We start from the raw sequence: 16,562 nt of genomic DNA, 5'->3' as shown, positions 1-16,562 counted from the left end.
TTCTGTTACTTAGCGCTTGAGGTAGGATATTTAACACATAACTCATCAGACCAGATAACGAATCATGACCGTAGACGAACTGTTAACTATTCCACCAATAACACAAATCTCTGACAACGTATGGCGCGTTGATGACCTAACAATCCCCAAGACCTGGGGACAAGGCCGAACTGCATTTGGTGGCATTTCAGCGGGAATGTTGTACTCAGCCGTAAAGCAACGTATTACCAATGACAGTGTACTGCGCTCGTTTACCACGAATTTTGTGGGCCCGTTAACACTCGATATGCCCTTTAGTATTGAAGTAACACTGCTTCGCGCAGGTAAAAACGTATCGCAATTTACTGCCCATGCCATTCAAGACGGTAAAAGCTGTGTTTTCTCACAAGCATGTTTTGGCGTAGCAAGAACGTCTTCTGTGGCAGTTGAAAACACTGAACGTCACACAATGGCTGCGCCAACTAAGGCCAAATTCATTCCTCAAATACCCAAAGTTACGCCAAAGTTCTTGCGTTATTTCGACCTGTCTATTGATGAAGGTGGAATTCCTTTTACTCGCAAGAAGACCAGCCACTATCACGGTTTTATGCGTTTTAAAGACGCTCCATCACAAATTACAGACGCCCATATCATCACACTTATTGACGCATGGCCTCCAACCTTACTACAAATGATGAAACTACCGGCTCCGGCAAGCACGGTCAGCTGGAATATTGAATTTATTCATCCGCACAAGCCTGTTAGCCCAACAGATTGGTTCGCTTATCAAGCGCACACACGCCAGGCGGCAGACGGATATGGTCACACAGAAGCAACAATTTGGGATAAAGACAACGAAGTGATTGCAATTAGTCGTCAAACCGTTGCTATCTTCGACTAAGTTGCACTCATCAATGCTCGGCAATGCCTTAAGCTTTTCTTTTTAACCCTTTGGCATTTGAGCATTTAGCTTTTTATGCACTTGTTATGACAAACAATTGTTGGACGGTCTCAAGTAGCGTAAGTCGATGAACTTACGCTACTATTTGGAAATAGAGACATAGAAAAAGAAATTGGAAATAAAAGCGTTGAAATAAACATCAAAGAATCAACATCTGCGCTATTAGTAAAGCATAAAGGAGTTCGGGTTAAACAACGAAATCACCGACACACATTGTAGGTTGGTAATGTCCAATGCATCTTCCAAATCATCTCTATCTAGTGACAAGGGCTCGTGATGTTCAGGCTTCAAGTTGTGATAACTTGGATAAATATCAGGATGCACGTTGTCTAGTGCCAACAAGTAAGACAACTGCAAAATTCTCTCTTCCAATGTTGCATCAAAACTTGCGTCGTCATGAATGGCAAGAATAGGGCCATAGATGGTTTCAGGAATTCCCCACTTTTCAATGAGCTTTGCCGACAACGTACTGTAGTTAAAACCCAATACACCAAACTGAAGTTCAAATGGGCTCACCCGAATATTGAATGCCTGACAGCGTTTCGCGGCTTCAGGCATAATGTCAGTAACGACTAACTCACCAATATTGTGCAATAGCCCTGCAACAAAAAAGCGCTCTGGTTCGCGTAAATTGCGTATGTCTGCAAAGTATTTAGCTAGCAATCCACAAGAAACACTCTGCTCCCAAAATTTGTCTAAATCTATACGCTGCCCATCTATTTCACTAAATGCCTGACTAACGCCGTAGGCAAGTGCCAAATCGTAAGTGGAGCGCGTACCTACAACTTGGATAGCACGGGTGATAGTGTCTATTTTATTGGGAAATCGATATAGTGCTGAGTTGGCGACACGCAATAACTGAGTAGCTAACGATGGGTCAAATGAGATGATGTCGCCAATGTCGTTAACACTTGATGCTTCGTCATCCATACACGCTTTTAACCGCGTAACAGACTCCGGCAACACAAAAAGGTCTTCCGCTTTAGCAACCAATTCATCTAATTTCATATTTGCACACTCTTAAATGCAACCATCTGTGATAAGAACGTCAATATCCCTTCAACTTCCCACTATTAAGGTATAGGCAAAAATGCCGAAACGGTCAATAATTTGTGCTGTTGAGTTAGTTAAACAATTGACCATTTGACTCACTTAAATTTGACTGAGTTGTCGACCAATTTCATCAAAGCTTTCACGCGCTTTGCCTCCCTGCCTATTGGTACAATTATAGATACCTTTATTGGCTCCCCCAAACGCTTATTATATCCTCACGTGCATAAATCCATACCAGAATATTCATTACTAAATAAATATCAGGGTAAGGCATTTTTCGCATTAGTTTTACTAAGGCAAAAAACCAATTAAAAATAGTGCACAAAAACTGTGTTAATATACCGTTTTATACATCTACTCGTATCAACAGTAAGCCACTACCTTAAACCATGTTAAATATCGCTATCATTGGCTATGTCTGGCCTGAGCCTAATTCTTCTGCCGCTGGTCAGAACATGCTGTCAATCATCAAATCGTGTTTGGAAGCTGGCTTTCGTGTTACGTTTTACACCCCTGCCACAGACAGTGAGCATAAAGCAGACTTAGACACACTGGGTGTTGAATCTCATACCATTTCAATTAATTGCAGCAGCTTTAACCAAACAATCGCTGCCTTGCAGCCCGATGTCGTGATTTTCGACCGCTACATGACCGAAGAACAGTTCTCTTGGCGTGTAAAAGAAAGCTGCCCGAAAGCACTACGGTTGTTAAATACCGAAGACTTACACAGCTTACGCCAAGCACGTCATGAGGCAGTGAAAAGTAAAGGTTGTGCTTTGCACGTTGATTTACATACCGAGCTTGCTCAACGCGAAATTGCCGCTATCTTGCGCTGTGACATCACCTTAATTATCTCTCAATATGAAATGGATTTGTTACAGCAACATTACCGCGTACCGAAATCTCAACTTCATTATCATCCACTATGCGTTGAACAGCAGGAAGCAGTAACACCGAGTTACGCTGAACGCGCTCACTTTGTGCATATTGGCAATTTCCGCCACGCTCCCAATTGGGATGCTGTTTTGCAGCTGAAGCAACATATCTGGCATGCCATTCGGGCCAAGTTGCCCCAAGCAGAACTGCATATTTACGGTGCCTATCCGCCTAAAAAAGCAACGCAACTGCACAACGCCAAACAAGGCTTTTTGGTCAAAGGCTGGGCAGAAAGTGCCAAAGAAGTAATGATGAACGCGCGCGTATTGCTTGCGCCTATTCGTTTTGGCGCGGGTATAAAAGGTAAAGTGCTTGATGCCATGCGCTGTGGTACACCTTCAATTACCACATGGGTTGGCGCAGAAGGGATCGTGCATGAACACAATGCATGGCCTGGCACTGTCTGCTCTGCCGTTCTTACAGACCCCAGCAACATTGAAGACTACGTAAGTAATGCAGTGAACTTGTATACCAACGAGCATACATGGGAAGCGGCTAGCGCCCGTTGCCACACAGTATTACAACAATATCGGGAGCAATATAGCGTAAACGCCCTTACTGAAAAGTTAGTGACAACTGCGAATAACATCGACAAGCACAGAAAAAAGCACTTTCTACAAGCTATGTTGTGGCATCAAACACTTAATGCCAGCAAATACATGAGCCAGTGGATTGAAGCGAAGAACAGACTCTAGGCTTATATTGCTTTAAGCTTTTGAATGACGAAGCGGATGCCGTTACCGCGCGATTGGCTTAAATAGCGCTCTAACTGGCATTGCTGTAGATATTCTTCAAAATCGAACGTTGTACGAGCAAGTGGCGGTAAACTATTGGCTTTTTCCAATAACACCGCCAATACACCGCGAATAACTTTACTTGGCGAATACGCTTTTATGCAATGGCTTTCTTCGCTATAGGCCACCCACACAGGGCTCTCACATCCTTCCACTGCGGCATCTTGTGTACGGGCAGCTTCAGGTAGGCCGTCTAGCCCCTTACCTGCCAGCATTAGCGTGCGGGTGAACCCGTCCCAACCCGCTGAATTAGCAAGTGATTGGGCCAATGGTAGAAGTGTGATTTCTTTTGTCATTGCAATTATAACGCTTTAGGCTGTGGCTAAAAAAAGGCTACTAAATTTAAGCTAACGTTACTGCGCAAGTTCTGCAGCTAGGTCTTCAGCTGTCATAACCAGATTTTCAACATCACTTTGGGTTGGAAACATCACCAACTCTACGCCGTTTTTCTGTAGACCTGGCAACCAAGTTTGCGTGAGCTCGTCAAGGCTAATGCTAACACTCTGTCCTTCAACACCATTAATTTCAATAAAGCGGTTTGCTAAATCACGGTGTGGAAATACCGGTAACTGCACGTTGTCGCCATCTTCAAACATGACGAAACCTTCGCTGCCTTGTACTAACCAAATGGCTTTGGCTTTGCTCACGTAGCTTACCACTAACTCTTGACGCTCTTCAGCTGATAGCTTCATGGCTTGGTCAATAACCACGTCATTTAATTTTTCAGACACTGTTTCTGGAAACACAGGAATTTCTCTTAAATCAATTTGCGGCAAGTATACTCGCCCCAATCACAGGTGCAATCCAGATAAACAAAAATATCCCCTTCCAATGTGTATCACGCTTTGCAGTGTAACCTTGATGGTTCGCCATCCATATTCAACAGGCTCTAGTAAAAGAACACGCATTAAGGTGGTAAACAGTTATTCCACAATCTGGTAGACTTACGCGCAAATTAGTACTGATAAATAACCGACATGAAAGTAATCTCATTTAATATCAATGGTATTCGCGCGCGCCTTCACCAACTACAAGCGCTTATTGACGCTCACCAGCCAGACATCATCGGCCTTCAAGAAATTAAAGTTCACAACGAACAGTTTCCCGTTGAAGCAGTAGAAGCCATGGGTTACCACGTTTATTTTCATGGCCAAAAGAGCCATTATGGTGTGGCCTTTTTAGCGAAAAAAGAGCCTGAGTGGGTGTCAATGGGATTCCCGACCGACGAAGAAGATGCGCAACGACGTATGATCATCCTGAGAACCACTGATGACAGTGGAAAGGCAGTCACCATACTCAACGGGTACTTTCCACAAGGTGAAAACGAAAAACACGAAACCAAATACCCAGCAAAGCGTAAGTTCTATCAAGATTTAATGTATTACCTTAACGACAACCTGTCGCCTGACGAGCAAGTTATTGTAATGGGCGACGTGAATATCTCGCATACCGACTTAGATATTGGCATTGGTGAAGACAACCGCAAACGCTGGTTAAGAACAGGAAAATGTAGCTTCTTACCAGAAGAAAGAGAATGGCTAAATGCATTAATTGATTGGGGTTTTGAAGACAGTTTCCGTACGTTAAATCCAACAGCAGACGACAAATTTTCGTGGTTCGACTATCGCTCGAAAGGCTTTGATGACAACCGTGGGCTGCGTATCGACTTGATACTGGCCACCAAAACTTTGCATAAAAAATTGACCGATGCCGGAATTGATTACGTATTACGTGGTATTGAGAAGCCGTCTGATCATGCCCCTATTTGGGCTGAATACAAAGCGTAACATTTAAACATGTGAGGAGTTATCGTGAGCGAGTTACACATCGGCGCCATGGCACTGTATGGCATTATTGTTTTCATTTCACTGAAACAGGCCGACCTCGCTCAGTTTATTCACAATAAGCATCGACAACACTTGGTATTTGGCAGCGCTGCGTCGCTGTTTGTGTTGTGGCTGTTTCGCGCTGGTATTTTCGAAGGCTTAGATGTTCACTTTCTGGGCCTTTCTGTTCTTACACTGCTACTTGGCTTTCGCTACGCGGTATTAGCTTCCACCCTCGCCTTATTAGGCACAACGGTGGTGGGGTTTAATGCGTGGGAAAGCGTTGGGGTTAACGGCCTACTGGGTAACATACTACCCATTGGGGTGACATACCTGTTTTACACCTTATCGTTTCATCGTATTCCAAGGCAGCTATTTGTGTACATTTTCGTGTGTGCGTTCTTTCCGGCAGCGCTGTCTATTGCGCTGAAAACCGTCGCCATGGGCATGTTTTATTACACACAAGACATGTACACCTGGGATGTTATTTTTGACAACTATATTTTGCTTATTCCGCTGCTTGTCTTTCCAGAAGCCTTATTAAACGGCATGGCTATCACTTTGTTAGTGATATACCAACCCAGTTGGGTTTACACATTTCACGATAAGTTCTATTTGGAAAAAGATGACAAATAGCAATGTAAAACATAGCGACATAAAAAAACCGCATTAAAAATGCGGTTTTTTGTGCTTGCTAACTAGGTGTAGCGCGCTGGCGATTATTTCTGGAATAAAATATCCATAACGTCAGCTAATTCGCTTTTGCCCTCGCGAATTTCTTCTTCCGATAAACCAGCAATTTCATGAGGGAACACTAACCACTCATCACTTTCGTTTACGTAGTAATCAGGCACGATGTCTGTTGTGTTGTTTTGCGGCTTGTACCACGGGCATGCAATGCGAATGTCTTTTGGCATATTCAAACGCATAAGCTTGTTAATTTGCTTGATTAGCGCATCAACACTGCGACCTGAATCGAAAACATCATCAACAATCAGAAGTTTGTCGTCAGCATTAGCGTTTTCTACAAGGTAATGTAAACCGTGTACGCGAATTTCTTTAGACTGTTTATTGATACCGTAGTAAGAGGACGTGCGCACAGCAATATGATCTGTAGACGTGTTCTTGAACTCAAAATATTCTTGAACCGCAATACCGATAGGTGCACCACCACGCCAAATACCAATAATAAAGTCTGGGCGGAAACCGTCTTCATATACCTTTGACGCTAAGCGAAAGGAATCCTGTAAAAGCGATTGCGAAGTGATAAAATTCTTGTTCATGACGTCTCACTGGGCATATTTTAAAAGACCGCGAGTATAGTGAATTTTACACAAATTTGCACGGCTAATTCGGTGAATTATTCATTTTGCAGGGCCTGAGATGGCTGTATTTTCATTGCCTTACGCGCAGGATATAGGCTTGCGAGCACACATAACAGCAATGAACCCAAAGTGATACTGACTATTTGGACAGGATCCATCTCAATTGGCAGGCCACTTCCATCTGCCGCTAACGACAGCGGAGAGCCCATCAACGCCAAAATATTGTTCAATTGCAACGTAATAATTACGCCTAGCACTAACCCTATACCACACCCTTTAATGCCATTAAAAAGGCCATTTAACACAAAAATCCACATTACAGCATTGGGTCGCATACCTTGGGTTAGCAATACGGCAATGTCACCTTGCTTTTCAGTTACCACCATCACCAAGGCAGATACAATATTAAATGCTGCTACGGCAATAATAAGCAGCAACATCAACATCATCATGTTCTTTTCCATTTTAACCGCATCGAACAACGGCCCTTGACGCTCGCGCCATGTTTTTATTTGCTCTGCGGGAATAGAGAATTGTGAAGTGAGCTGTTGCACCACAGCCAAATAGTTGAACGCATCGTCTAAAAATAAGCGCTGTGCTTGCCCGCTACCTTTGGGGTCGCGCAATAAGCGGTTTACATCGGCAAGGTGCATGTACATGACCTTATCGTCCATTTGCGAGCCTAAATCGAACACACCTGCAACGGTTACTAGCCGTTGCGAAGGCATACGCCCAAAAGGCGTGTAAACACTGGCTCCCGCCACCATTACACGCAATCTATCGCCTACTCGGGTATTCAACTTAGTCGCAAGAGCACGACCTATTATTACGTTGAACTGACCTTCACTAAGGTAGTTAAAACCGCCCTGCTCCATATTTTGCGCCACCAAGGTATGAGCTTGCATTACGGATGGGTCAACCCCGTGCAATTGCACGCCGCGCAAGTCAGAGCGACTTTGTACCACTGTTTCGGTTTGACGAAATGGCATTACGGCAATAACGCCGGGAATAGACGAAATCGGTGCTTTTTGGGCTGCTTCATCCTTCAGGGCTGTTGTTCCCTGCGGGGCTAGCTCAATATGCGGAACAATACCCAATATACGCTGTTTAAGCTGCCCTTCTAGCCCATTCATTACCGACACCACAATAATTAAGGCCATTAAACCCAATGCAATACCAGCCACTGAAAAGCGGTTGATGAACGACACAAAACTGGTTTGCTTTACGCTACCCGACTTGGCATAACGAAACGCAATAAAGGCTGGAAGCGAAAATGAAGAAAACATAAGCCCTTGTTTTACTTAAATGCGGTAATCTGTCTCACAATTAACTATGATAACAAGACTGGTTGCTCTTTGGCGTGCACAGGCGTTCATCAACGAGTAACAAGCAAGATCACTAAAGTGAGAACTGGGCGTTAACCCAAAATAGTAAAGTGGCTATACTACGTGTAAGCTACTGGCTGTACAAGAATTAGTGGCAGAGGAATGAAGTGAGCGAACCAAGCCTAGAGCAAAAAAAAGCCCAATTCGATGAGTATTTTTCAATTGCCTATCGCATGAATGTGAACGTGCGCCCTCTTGAGGACGACGAAAACATTCCCGATGAAGATGAAATTGAAGAACGCATGCCCTATGCGTTTCGCATAGCTAGCGAGATGGCGAGTATAGAAGCACAAGCCATTCGCCCCCTTAGAAACCTTAGTGACCACGCCGAATCGTTAGCCGACTACTTAAACCATCAAGCGCGCAAAATAGACTTGATGATGTCGTTTGTACTGCATCAACAAGACGAGCCTAAACATCGCTTTCACACGGTTAAATTTGGTGGCGGCGGTGTAGTTATTGAATCAGACACCCCGCTAGAGGTAGGTTCTCACGCTGAGCTTAAATTATTTTTAAACGAAGAAGCCGCAGCGATTTTTTGCTTCGGTGAAGTTATTACTTGCGAGCAAGCAGAAGATAGTTACCATATCGCCTTTATTTTTAATACCATTCGAGAGCAAGATCAGGAATTGTTGGTTCGCGCCAGTTTACATATTCAAACGCAACAACTACGAAAACGGGCAAAAGAAAAAAGAACTCGATCCTAATGGGTAGCTCACCCAGTATATATTGCCGTTCAAACGCGTATTGTAAGTAATTAACGAAACTAGGAAGTCATGACAGCCACTTTATTATCGCTGCCACTGCCAGCGCAGAAGAAAGACGCATCAGTACAAGATCACAAGCAATGGGGGCAACTACAAGGCAGCAGTGCTGCACTATGTATAAGCCAGGCGCTTAATCAGTATAAAGGTCCCATTGTATTAATTACGGCAGATACGCCATCAGCGCTAAAGCTTGAAAAAGAAATCGCGTTCTTTCTAAAAAGTGACGATCAACAAAACGCGCCAACCATTACGTTGTTTCCCGATTGGGAAACGCTGCCTTACGATGCATTTTCTCCTCATCAAGATATTGTTTCACAACGTTTAGAAACCCTATTTCGTTTTACGCAGCAAGTTGACGGCATATTTATTGTGCCCATTAACACCTTAATGCAACGCTTAGCGCCTACTGATTACCTTGCTAAGTATTTGTTAATGCTGAATAAGGGTGACACCCTCGACAGAGACCAATTCAGGCGCAATTTAGAACAGGCCGGCTATTTACACGTGAGCCAAGTTATGAGCCACAGCGAGTTTTCTGTTCGCGGCAGTATTATCGACTTGTTTCCAATGGGTAGCGACCACCCATTTCGCATTGACCTATTCGATGACGAAATAGACTCTATTCGTCATTTCGATACTGAAACACAGCGCTCCGGCGACGCAGTAAACGAAATTCGCTTATTGCCAGCAAGAGAATTCCCCACTGACAAAGAAGCCATTTCTTTGTTCAGGCAGAAGTTTCTAGAGAAGTTTGACGCTAACAACGCCTCTGAAAGTGTGTTTTCTCAGGTAAGTAAAGGCACCATGCCAAGTGGTGTGGAATATTACCTGCCCCTTTTCTTTGAAAAAACCGCCACCCTGTTCGACTATTTACACCCCAAGAGTGTGTTATTGCTGCACGGTGATGTTCAAGATGCCAGCGAATTTTTCTGGGCAGACGTGCAAGAACGCTACGAGCAATATCGTTATAATTTAGCGCGCCCATTACTGGCCCCTAGCGATTTGTATTTGCCCATTAATGAATTGTTCGGCGCTATTAAACAATGGCCAAGAGCGTCATTAACCAGCAAGGTTATTGAAGAAAAGTCTGGCTCGGTAAACCTTCAATGCGAAAAGCTTGACGACATTGCCATTAACTCGCAGAAAAAGGTGCCCGCTGAACGCCTCATTAACACGGTTAACGATGCAACGAACAAAGGGGCAAAAGTGCTATTTTGCGCCGAAACCCAAGGCCGCCGTGAAGGCTTGCTTACCTTGCTCAATAAAGCGGGTATTAAACCTACGCTTATCGACCATTTTTCAGATTTTATTGCCAGCCACCACAAAGTGGGCATTACAGTGGGTATGGTTGAGCATAGCTTTCGCTGGAAAACCCAGGAAGGCGAACTGCTGTTTATTACAGAAACCGAGCTGTTAGGCCATAAAGTTAGTCAGCGCCGCCTACGCGATAACCGCAATGCCACAGATGAAAGTGCAATTATTCGCAATTTGGCCGAACTGTCTACCGGCCAACCCGTGGTGCATTTAGACCATGGTGTGGGCAGATACTTAGGGCTGCAAACCCTTGATGCCGGTGGCGTAACAACAGAATACTTATGTATTGAATACGCCAAGCAATCGAAGCTATATGTACCAGTTGCCTCACTTCATTTAATTTCTCGCTACACTGGTGGCGATGCAGACACCGCACCGGTTAACGCATTGGGTTCTGATGCGTGGAGCAAAGCCAAACAAAAAGCCGCAGAAAAAGTACGCGATGTGGCAGCGGAGCTACTTGATGTATACGCACGCCGTGCCGCAAAACCCGGTTTTGCCTACCCGATTAACTGGGACGATTACCAGAAGTTTTCTGACAGCTTTCCGTTTGAAGAAACCCCAGATCAAGCCCAAGCCATTGCCGCTGTTATGCACGATATGGGCAGTCCGTCGGCTATGGACCGACTGGTGTGTGGTGACGTAGGTTTTGGTAAAACCGAAGTAGCCATGCGCGCAGCGTTTCTTGCCGCCAATGCGGGCAAGCAAGTGGCTATTTTGGTGCCAACCACGCTACTTGCTCAACAACACTATGAAAACTTTAAAGACCGCTTTGCCGCGTGGCCATTTGAAATTGAAGTAATGAGCCGTTTTGTAAGTGGTAAAGCGCAAAAATCGGTGGTAGAGCGCATTGGCGAAGGAAAAGTAGATATTGTAGTGGGCACACACAAACTACTTTCAAGCGACATTAAATACAAAGATTTGGGTTTGGTGATTATTGATGAAGAACACCGTTTTGGTGTGCGTCAAAAAGAGAAACTAAAATCTCTTCGCGCCGATGTAGATATTCTTACCCTAACGGCTACCCCTATTCCTCGTACGCTAAATATGGCGCTGTCGGGCATGCGTGATTTGTCGATTATTGCCACCGCGCCAGCACGCCGACTGTCAATTAAAACCTTTGTACAGCAGCGCAACAACGCCACTATTCGCGAAGCCATTATGCGTGAAATATTGCGTGGTGGTCAGGTGTATTTCCTACATAACGAAGTAGACAGCATTGCTCGTACCGCTGAAGAAATTGCCGAAATTGTACCCGAAGCGCGTATTGCAGTGGGGCACGGACAAATGCGCGAGCGTGAGCTTGAAGGCGTAATGAGCGATTTTTACCACCAGCGTTACAACGTATTGGTGTGTACCACCATTATTGAAACTGGTATTGACGTACCAAGTGCCAATACCATCATTATGGACCGAGCCGATCACCTAGGTTTAGCCCAGCTACACCAATTGCGTGGCCGTGTGGGACGTTCGCACCACCAAGCGTATGCGTATTTACTTACCCCTCATCCAAAACGCATGACCAAAGACGCGGTGAAACGCTTAGACGCCATTTCCCAACTTGAAGACTTAGGCGCGGGTTTCGCTTTAGCCACCCACGACTTGGAAATTCGTGGCGCAGGTGAACTGTTAGGCGACGACCAGTCAGGCCAAATTGCCAGCATTGGCTTTAGCTTGTACATGGATATGCTAGACCGTGCAGTGAATGCGCTTAAAGAAGGCAGAGAGCCATCACTTGACGATGCAACCGCAGGCCATACTGAAGTAGAGCTGCGTATTCCAGCCTTACTGCCAGAAGACTATATTGCCGACGTTAATACCCGTTTGTCGTTGTATAAGCGTTTAGCCAGCTGTGCAACACAAGACGATATTGATGAATTCCAAGTTGAGTGTATCGACCGCTTTGGCTTATTGCCCGAAGCGGCGAAAAACTTAATTGAAGTGGCTGAAATTAAGATAAAAGCACAAGAAATCGGTATATTGAAAGTAGACTTGTCGGCCCAAGGCGGTACCATAGAATTTAAAGAAACCACCAAGGTTGACCCTGGCTTCATTATTCAGTTGGTGCAAACACAACCAACCACCTTTAAATTCGAGGGAAGCCAGAAACTGCGCTTGGTGAAGAAAACCGAAACTGCTAAAGAGCGCATCGCGTTTATTAGTAATATCATTGCCGATTTTGCAAAGGAGTCGCGGTAACATGACGTTCATTCGCGGGTGTTTATCACTTGCTTTATTCAGTGTGCTTGCCTCGCATAATGCAAATGCCAATGACGATTGGTGGTTTGATGTGGAAGTTATCGCGTTTAAGCGAAACCTAGCATTAACCGAATTAGAAGAACAATTCACGCTGGCAGAATCGTTATTAGTTAACCAAGCTGATGTGGATGTGATTAGTAACGCCATTTACCCTGATATCAGCTGGCTTAAGCAAGGGCTTGCCACCTGCGGTGTAGACAGCAATGCCCCACCCGACTTTCCGGAAGAATATCAAATTCATATTCCCGACAGCGACGTCGACTTTTTATCACTGCCCCCATTACCTGAACCTGAAGCACTGGATGATACCGCAGCGTTAAGTTCAGGCTCGTTTGGAGAAGCTGCTTTTAGTGAAAGCTCGTTTGGCGAAAGCGAAAACGTATCCGACTATGCAGCAACGAATAACGCTGAATATGATGAATCTGAGGTGCTCGCAAGCACGGAAAGCACTGCTGAGCAAAACGGTAGCATTGAACAAATCAGCGATATTGATCAGAACAGAAGTATAAAAACAAGCAGTGACGCTTTTTCTACAGAACCATCGCAAGATGAATTACTAGTGCAGCAAAGCACTGACTTTGAGCTTACCGATGCACAAAGCACTAACGACATGGGTGAATTTGTCGAGTTTGCCGTTAACGAAAACGGTGCGAATGACGCAAACGAGGCAAGTACCGCTAGTGAAGAAACTGAATCTGAACTTGAACCTGAAGTTGAAGAAACACCACCACCGAGGGATGAAACCATTGCTTCTTACTGGCTGTCGTTCTTTGGCCTAGCGTTTGAGCAAGTATTTTTTGAGCAAGCTAGTTCAGTGGTGTCATCAGACGAAGCAACTACAAACACACCCACACCAAACGAAGCATTACTAGAAAAAGAAGCATTGCCAGAAGACGCAGTTTCAGCACTAACAACTGAAGAAGCAAAAGCAGGCATAAGCAAAAATGCAGTAGAATACACCAACCGTTACACAGTCCCAGCGTTTAGCTATTGCGAACAACCTAAGCCGTGGCTAAACATAGCCTACACGAATAATGGCGCAGTATGGCAAAAAGACACAGTAGACAATAGCTTACCTATACCCAAGCAATTACCCATTATTATTGAAGGCTTTGATTTTCGTCGTGCCGCTAGCCCGCATTTACTGTCTAGCGATCAACACGCACTCACCTCTATTTCTAGGCAAATTCGCAGTAGCCGCGAGCTTGAGCGTATGTTTCATGTAGCATGGCGTCAGCCAGTGCTGTTTGGCAAAGACAACGCCTTTAATGTGCATTTGTATGGTGGTAAAAATTACGCGAGCGAATTCGACATTGATGGATTCATGCGCCCAGCTGAAAGTGAAATTGAGAGCGAGCTGGAGAAGCACATACCAGCAGATAGCTTAAACGCATTAGATAAACTGACGCAGACACTTCATGGCAAATCGAGCGACAATGCTTTAATGAGCGATAGTGACAGTGCAAACCAAATCACCTATAGCAATAGTGTTGATGGTTATAGTGTTGATAGCAACGAAGCAAATGAAGGTAACAACACGCAAAACAACAACGATGCAGCTTCGAATTACCAAGCAGCACAAAACGAGCCTGACTTTTTTGCGAAGCTAGATAGTCGCATCACCAACCCTAAAGCTATCCCGTTTAGTGACATTAACCCATTGGAAAAACGCTCTTCTGATGAAGAGGCGATTAACGCCGATGCCCTTGGTGGTCGCGTACCGCCTATTTGGGAAATTGATGGGTCGATGAAAGTATTCCTCAAATACATTAACCGCGTGCCTTATTTGCACATAGACAGCGAACTCTTCTATCGCCAGCCCGTACCAAGTGAGTATTTTACTAACAGTACATTTGGTGATGCAGCTATAAGTAATGCCGATAACAGTTCTCAGGACGCGCCTATACCTACGTCTGAAGCTGTGTTAGCGGCTACTGAGGCATCGGCTGAAGACAGCGCATCTACCCAAGCGGTAGAGTACAAACTGGCTTCTATCCCGCTTGCCGAGCAGCGCCGCGTAATAAGTACCCAATTACATTACTTTGACCATCCACTGTTTGGGTTTATCGTGCAAATTCGCCGCTATCATCGCCCAGCTGACGAAGAAACAAGCGACTTATAAAGTAAAACGCTGTTCACGGGTATATATGAGAAACGAGAACAGCGTTGATTCGAAAGGACAAACAAATACATGAAGATATACACGCGCACGGGTGATAAAGGCAGTACCCAAATTTATGTAGACAAAGCCGTTCGTGTAGACAAAGACGATTTAATAGTACAAAGCTATGGCGAAATGGACGAGCTAAACAGCCACATTGGCCTGCTGTGTACCATGGTAAAGGCTGAACACAAAAACATGTTGCACAATGTGCAGCGCAAACTGTTTCAGGCCGGGTTTGCTATTTCAGCAAGCACTACCTTGCAGCAAGACGACATCGACTCACTTGAAGCACTTATCGACACCTTAACCAATAAAATGTCGCCTAATACGTCGTTTGTGTTACCCGGTGGAAGTACCGCTGGTGCGCAGGCGCATGTTTGCAGAGCCGTTTGCCGCAGAGCCGAGCGCGCGGTGATAAGTTTGGCCAAACATCACGACGTACCCGAAGTGGTTTACGCCTACCTAAACCGCTTAAGTGACTTTCTGTTCACCTTTGCGCGCTTTGTGAATATAGAAGCCGGCGTTGACGAAGCTCCTGTATAAGCGAAACCTACATAGGCTAAACCCGTATAACCCATACCTGTACACCTGCATACCAATTTGCAAAACAAAACCAGTAAACGGGGTCCTTGCTTGAAGGCGTAACACTAGCCTTGAAGTGCAAGTATTATTTAGTCTTTGCGCAGCTTATTAATTAACGTAACAGCATTGTTATACGTGCTTTTAAGCCCTGCAAGTTCGCCATCAGACGAACGTGTGCTACTAAGTAACGACAATACACGCTCACCTTTTTTAACATCTTCAGGGTGGGCGTGGAACACTCGTCTCTCTAACCCATCAATAATGCTTTCCGCACCTTCAACATTGTTGCACGCAAGTACCATATCGCACCCTGCGTCTAACGCTGCTTGTGCGCGCTCTACATAACCGCCTGCAACGCTTGCGCCGTGCATCGACAAATCGTCAGAAAATACAGCGCCGGTAAAGCCCAAACTTTTGCGCAAGACGTGCTGCAACCAATGAGAAGAGAACCCCGCAGGCTGACTGCACACTTCGCTGTAAATCACATGGGCAGGCATTACCCCATGTAGTTTGCTTTGCGCAATTAACTGTTTAAACACCACCATATCGGTGGCGACAATCTCGTCAAAACTACGTTCATCAACCGGTAGCGCTATATGAGAATCGGGCACCACGCTGCCATGACCAGGAAAGTGTTTACCAATAGCAGGCATGTTAACGGTACTTAGCCCGTCAATTAGGCAGCTGGCAAGCCTGATAACATCGTCGGCATGCTCGGCAAAGGCTCTGTCGCCAATAACCTGCGACGGGCCGTTAATATCAAGTACAGGGGCAAAGCTAAAGTCGATATCCAGCGCTTTAAGCTCGTAAGCCAGCGCAATACCACACGCTTTAGCGTAAGCTTCGCTGCTGGCGTTGTCCGACGTGTTTTTAAGAATATCCCCCATTGCAGGAATGGCAGTAAAGCCTTCGCGAAAACGCTGAACGCGCCCGCCTTCGTGATCTACCGCTATGGCAATGGGCTGTTTAGCGCTGGCGCGTATGTCTTTTACCAGTGCAGCTAGCTGCGCTTTATCGTAAAAATTGCGGGTAAATAATATCAAGCCCCCAACCGCAGGATGTGCAAGCTTTTCCTTTTCTTCAGGCAATAATTCTTCGGCCTGACAATCCAACATTAACGGGCCCACATGCCCTCCTTTAGCGACAGCTGCAACTGTGTCATAAAACATCACTTCAAATTTACTACATCTGTGGTTAGGATAGAGAAAAAAAGGGAG

At 45.1% G+C, this 16,562-nt stretch carries 14 protein-coding genes; 8 read left to right on the top strand and 6 right to left on the bottom strand.

Annotation, left to right across the window (positions count from 1 at the left end; all coding sequences use genetic code 11):
* Positions 1–64: 64 nt before the first annotated feature.
* Positions 65–880, top strand: coding sequence for an acyl-CoA thioesterase II (locus EYR97_RS12790; protein ID WP_131094183.1), 816 nt, complete (start codon positions 65–67; stop codon positions 878–880).
* 222 nt (positions 881–1,102) lie between these two features.
* Here EYR97_RS12790 and EYR97_RS12785 read toward each other — a convergent pair whose 3' ends face one another.
* On the bottom strand, positions 1,103–1,948 hold the full coding sequence (locus EYR97_RS12785; RefSeq protein ID WP_131094182.1) for an HDOD domain-containing protein: 846 nt from the start codon (positions 1,946–1,948) through the stop codon (positions 1,103–1,105).
* Positions 1,949–2,382: 434 nt separating this feature from the next.
* Here EYR97_RS12785 and EYR97_RS12780 point away from each other — a divergent pair, with 434 nt between their 5' ends.
* Positions 2,383–3,624: a glycosyltransferase family 4 protein gene (locus EYR97_RS12780; RefSeq protein WP_131094181.1), complete on the top strand. Its 1,242-nt coding sequence runs from the start codon at positions 2,383–2,385 to the stop codon at positions 3,622–3,624.
* 2 nt (positions 3,625–3,626) lie between these two features.
* On the opposite strand, the gene EYR97_RS12775 is transcribed toward EYR97_RS12780, so the two are convergent.
* Together EYR97_RS12775 and EYR97_RS12770 are read right to left on the bottom strand one after the other, a co-directional pair.
* Positions 3,627–4,019 (bottom strand): SufE family protein, encoded by a 393-nt coding sequence (locus EYR97_RS12775; protein WP_131094180.1) that lies wholly within the window; start codon positions 4,017–4,019, stop codon positions 3,627–3,629.
* 57 nt (positions 4,020–4,076) lie between these two features.
* On the bottom strand, positions 4,077–4,499 hold the full coding sequence (locus EYR97_RS12770; protein ID WP_242635014.1) for a DUF2750 domain-containing protein: 423 nt from the start codon (positions 4,497–4,499) through the stop codon (positions 4,077–4,079).
* 201 nt (positions 4,500–4,700) lie between these two features.
* On the opposite strand from EYR97_RS12770, the gene xthA reads away from it, so the two are divergent.
* Positions 4,701–5,510, top strand: a complete 810-nt coding sequence (xthA, locus tag EYR97_RS12765) for an exodeoxyribonuclease III (RefSeq protein ID WP_131094179.1) — start codon at positions 4,701–4,703, stop codon at positions 5,508–5,510.
* Positions 5,511–5,534: 24 nt separating this feature from the next.
* Complete coding sequence (locus EYR97_RS12760) at positions 5,535–6,185, top strand: energy-coupling factor ABC transporter permease (protein WP_242635013.1); 651 nt, start codon at positions 5,535–5,537, stop codon at positions 6,183–6,185.
* A gap of 83 nt (positions 6,186–6,268) precedes the next feature.
* On the opposite strand, the gene EYR97_RS12755 is transcribed toward EYR97_RS12760, so the two are convergent.
* Both EYR97_RS12755 and EYR97_RS12750 read right to left on the bottom strand, forming a co-directional pair.
* Positions 6,269–6,832, bottom strand: a complete 564-nt coding sequence (locus EYR97_RS12755) for a phosphoribosyltransferase (protein ID WP_131094178.1) — start codon at positions 6,830–6,832, stop codon at positions 6,269–6,271.
* Between the two features lie 77 nt (positions 6,833–6,909).
* Positions 6,910–8,160 carry a lipoprotein-releasing ABC transporter permease subunit gene (locus EYR97_RS12750; protein WP_131094177.1) on the bottom strand — a complete coding sequence of 417 codons (1,251 nt, stop codon included), beginning with the start codon at positions 8,158–8,160 and terminating at the stop codon, positions 6,910–6,912.
* A 206-nt stretch (positions 8,161–8,366) separates the two neighbouring features.
* Between EYR97_RS12750 and EYR97_RS12745 the strand changes: the two genes are divergently transcribed.
* The 4 genes from EYR97_RS12745 to EYR97_RS12730 all read left to right on the top strand — a co-directional run bounded on the left by EYR97_RS12745 (position 8,367) and on the right by EYR97_RS12730 (position 15,306).
* A complete protein-coding gene (locus tag EYR97_RS12745) occupies positions 8,367–8,966 on the top strand; it encodes a PilZ domain-containing protein (protein WP_131094176.1) in 600 nt (199 codons plus the stop codon).
* Between the two features lie 69 nt (positions 8,967–9,035).
* Positions 9,036–12,539, top strand: a complete 3,504-nt coding sequence (mfd, locus tag EYR97_RS12740; RefSeq protein ID WP_131094175.1) for a transcription-repair coupling factor — start codon at positions 9,036–9,038, stop codon at positions 12,537–12,539.
* A 1-nt stretch (position 12,540) separates the two neighbouring features.
* The gene (locus tag EYR97_RS12735; RefSeq protein WP_131094174.1) at positions 12,541–14,721 is read left to right on the top strand and encodes a CsiV family protein; all 2,181 of its coding nucleotides are present in this window, start codon (positions 12,541–12,543) and stop codon (positions 14,719–14,721) included.
* 69 nt (positions 14,722–14,790) lie between these two features.
* Positions 14,791–15,306, top strand: coding sequence for a cob(I)yrinic acid a,c-diamide adenosyltransferase (locus tag EYR97_RS12730; RefSeq protein WP_131094173.1), 516 nt, complete (start codon positions 14,791–14,793; stop codon positions 15,304–15,306).
* Between the two features lie 128 nt (positions 15,307–15,434).
* On the opposite strand, the gene nagZ is transcribed toward EYR97_RS12730, so the two are convergent.
* Positions 15,435–16,472 carry a beta-N-acetylhexosaminidase gene (gene nagZ, locus EYR97_RS12725; RefSeq protein WP_404840967.1) on the bottom strand — a complete coding sequence of 346 codons (1,038 nt, stop codon included), beginning with the start codon at positions 16,470–16,472 and terminating at the stop codon, positions 15,435–15,437.
* Positions 16,473–16,562 lie beyond the last annotated feature (90 nt).

Origin of the sequence: Alteromonas sp. KUL42 (assembly GCF_006538325.1) — a bacterium.
Taxonomy (GTDB): domain Bacteria; phylum Pseudomonadota; class Gammaproteobacteria; order Enterobacterales; family Alteromonadaceae; genus Alteromonas.
Note: the sequence above shows the minus strand (reverse complement) of the source record. Positions and strands in the feature narration are given on the sequence as shown.

Coding starts and splice junctions, on each gene's coding strand:
- EYR97_RS12775 (WP_131094180.1), bottom strand. CDS start 4,019: ATGACAAAAGAAATCACACTTCTACCATTGGCCCAATCACTTGCTAAT.
- xthA (WP_131094179.1), top strand. CDS start 4,701: ATGAAAGTAATCTCATTTAATATCAATGGTATTCGCGCGCGCCTTCAC.
- EYR97_RS12730 (WP_131094173.1), top strand. CDS start 14,791: ATGAAGATATACACGCGCACGGGTGATAAAGGCAGTACCCAAATTTAT.
- EYR97_RS12790 (WP_131094183.1), top strand. CDS start 65: ATGACCGTAGACGAACTGTTAACTATTCCACCAATAACACAAATCTCT.
- EYR97_RS12750 (WP_131094177.1), bottom strand. CDS start 8,160: ATGTTTTCTTCATTTTCGCTTCCAGCCTTTATTGCGTTTCGTTATGCC.
- EYR97_RS12755 (WP_131094178.1), bottom strand. CDS start 6,832: ATGAACAAGAATTTTATCACTTCGCAATCGCTTTTACAGGATTCCTTT.
- mfd (WP_131094175.1), top strand. CDS start 9,036: ATGACAGCCACTTTATTATCGCTGCCACTGCCAGCGCAGAAGAAAGAC.
- EYR97_RS12735 (WP_131094174.1), top strand. CDS start 12,541: ATGACGTTCATTCGCGGGTGTTTATCACTTGCTTTATTCAGTGTGCTT.
- EYR97_RS12785 (WP_131094182.1), bottom strand. CDS start 1,948: ATGAAATTAGATGAATTGGTTGCTAAAGCGGAAGACCTTTTTGTGTTG.
- EYR97_RS12780 (WP_131094181.1), top strand. CDS start 2,383: ATGTTAAATATCGCTATCATTGGCTATGTCTGGCCTGAGCCTAATTCT.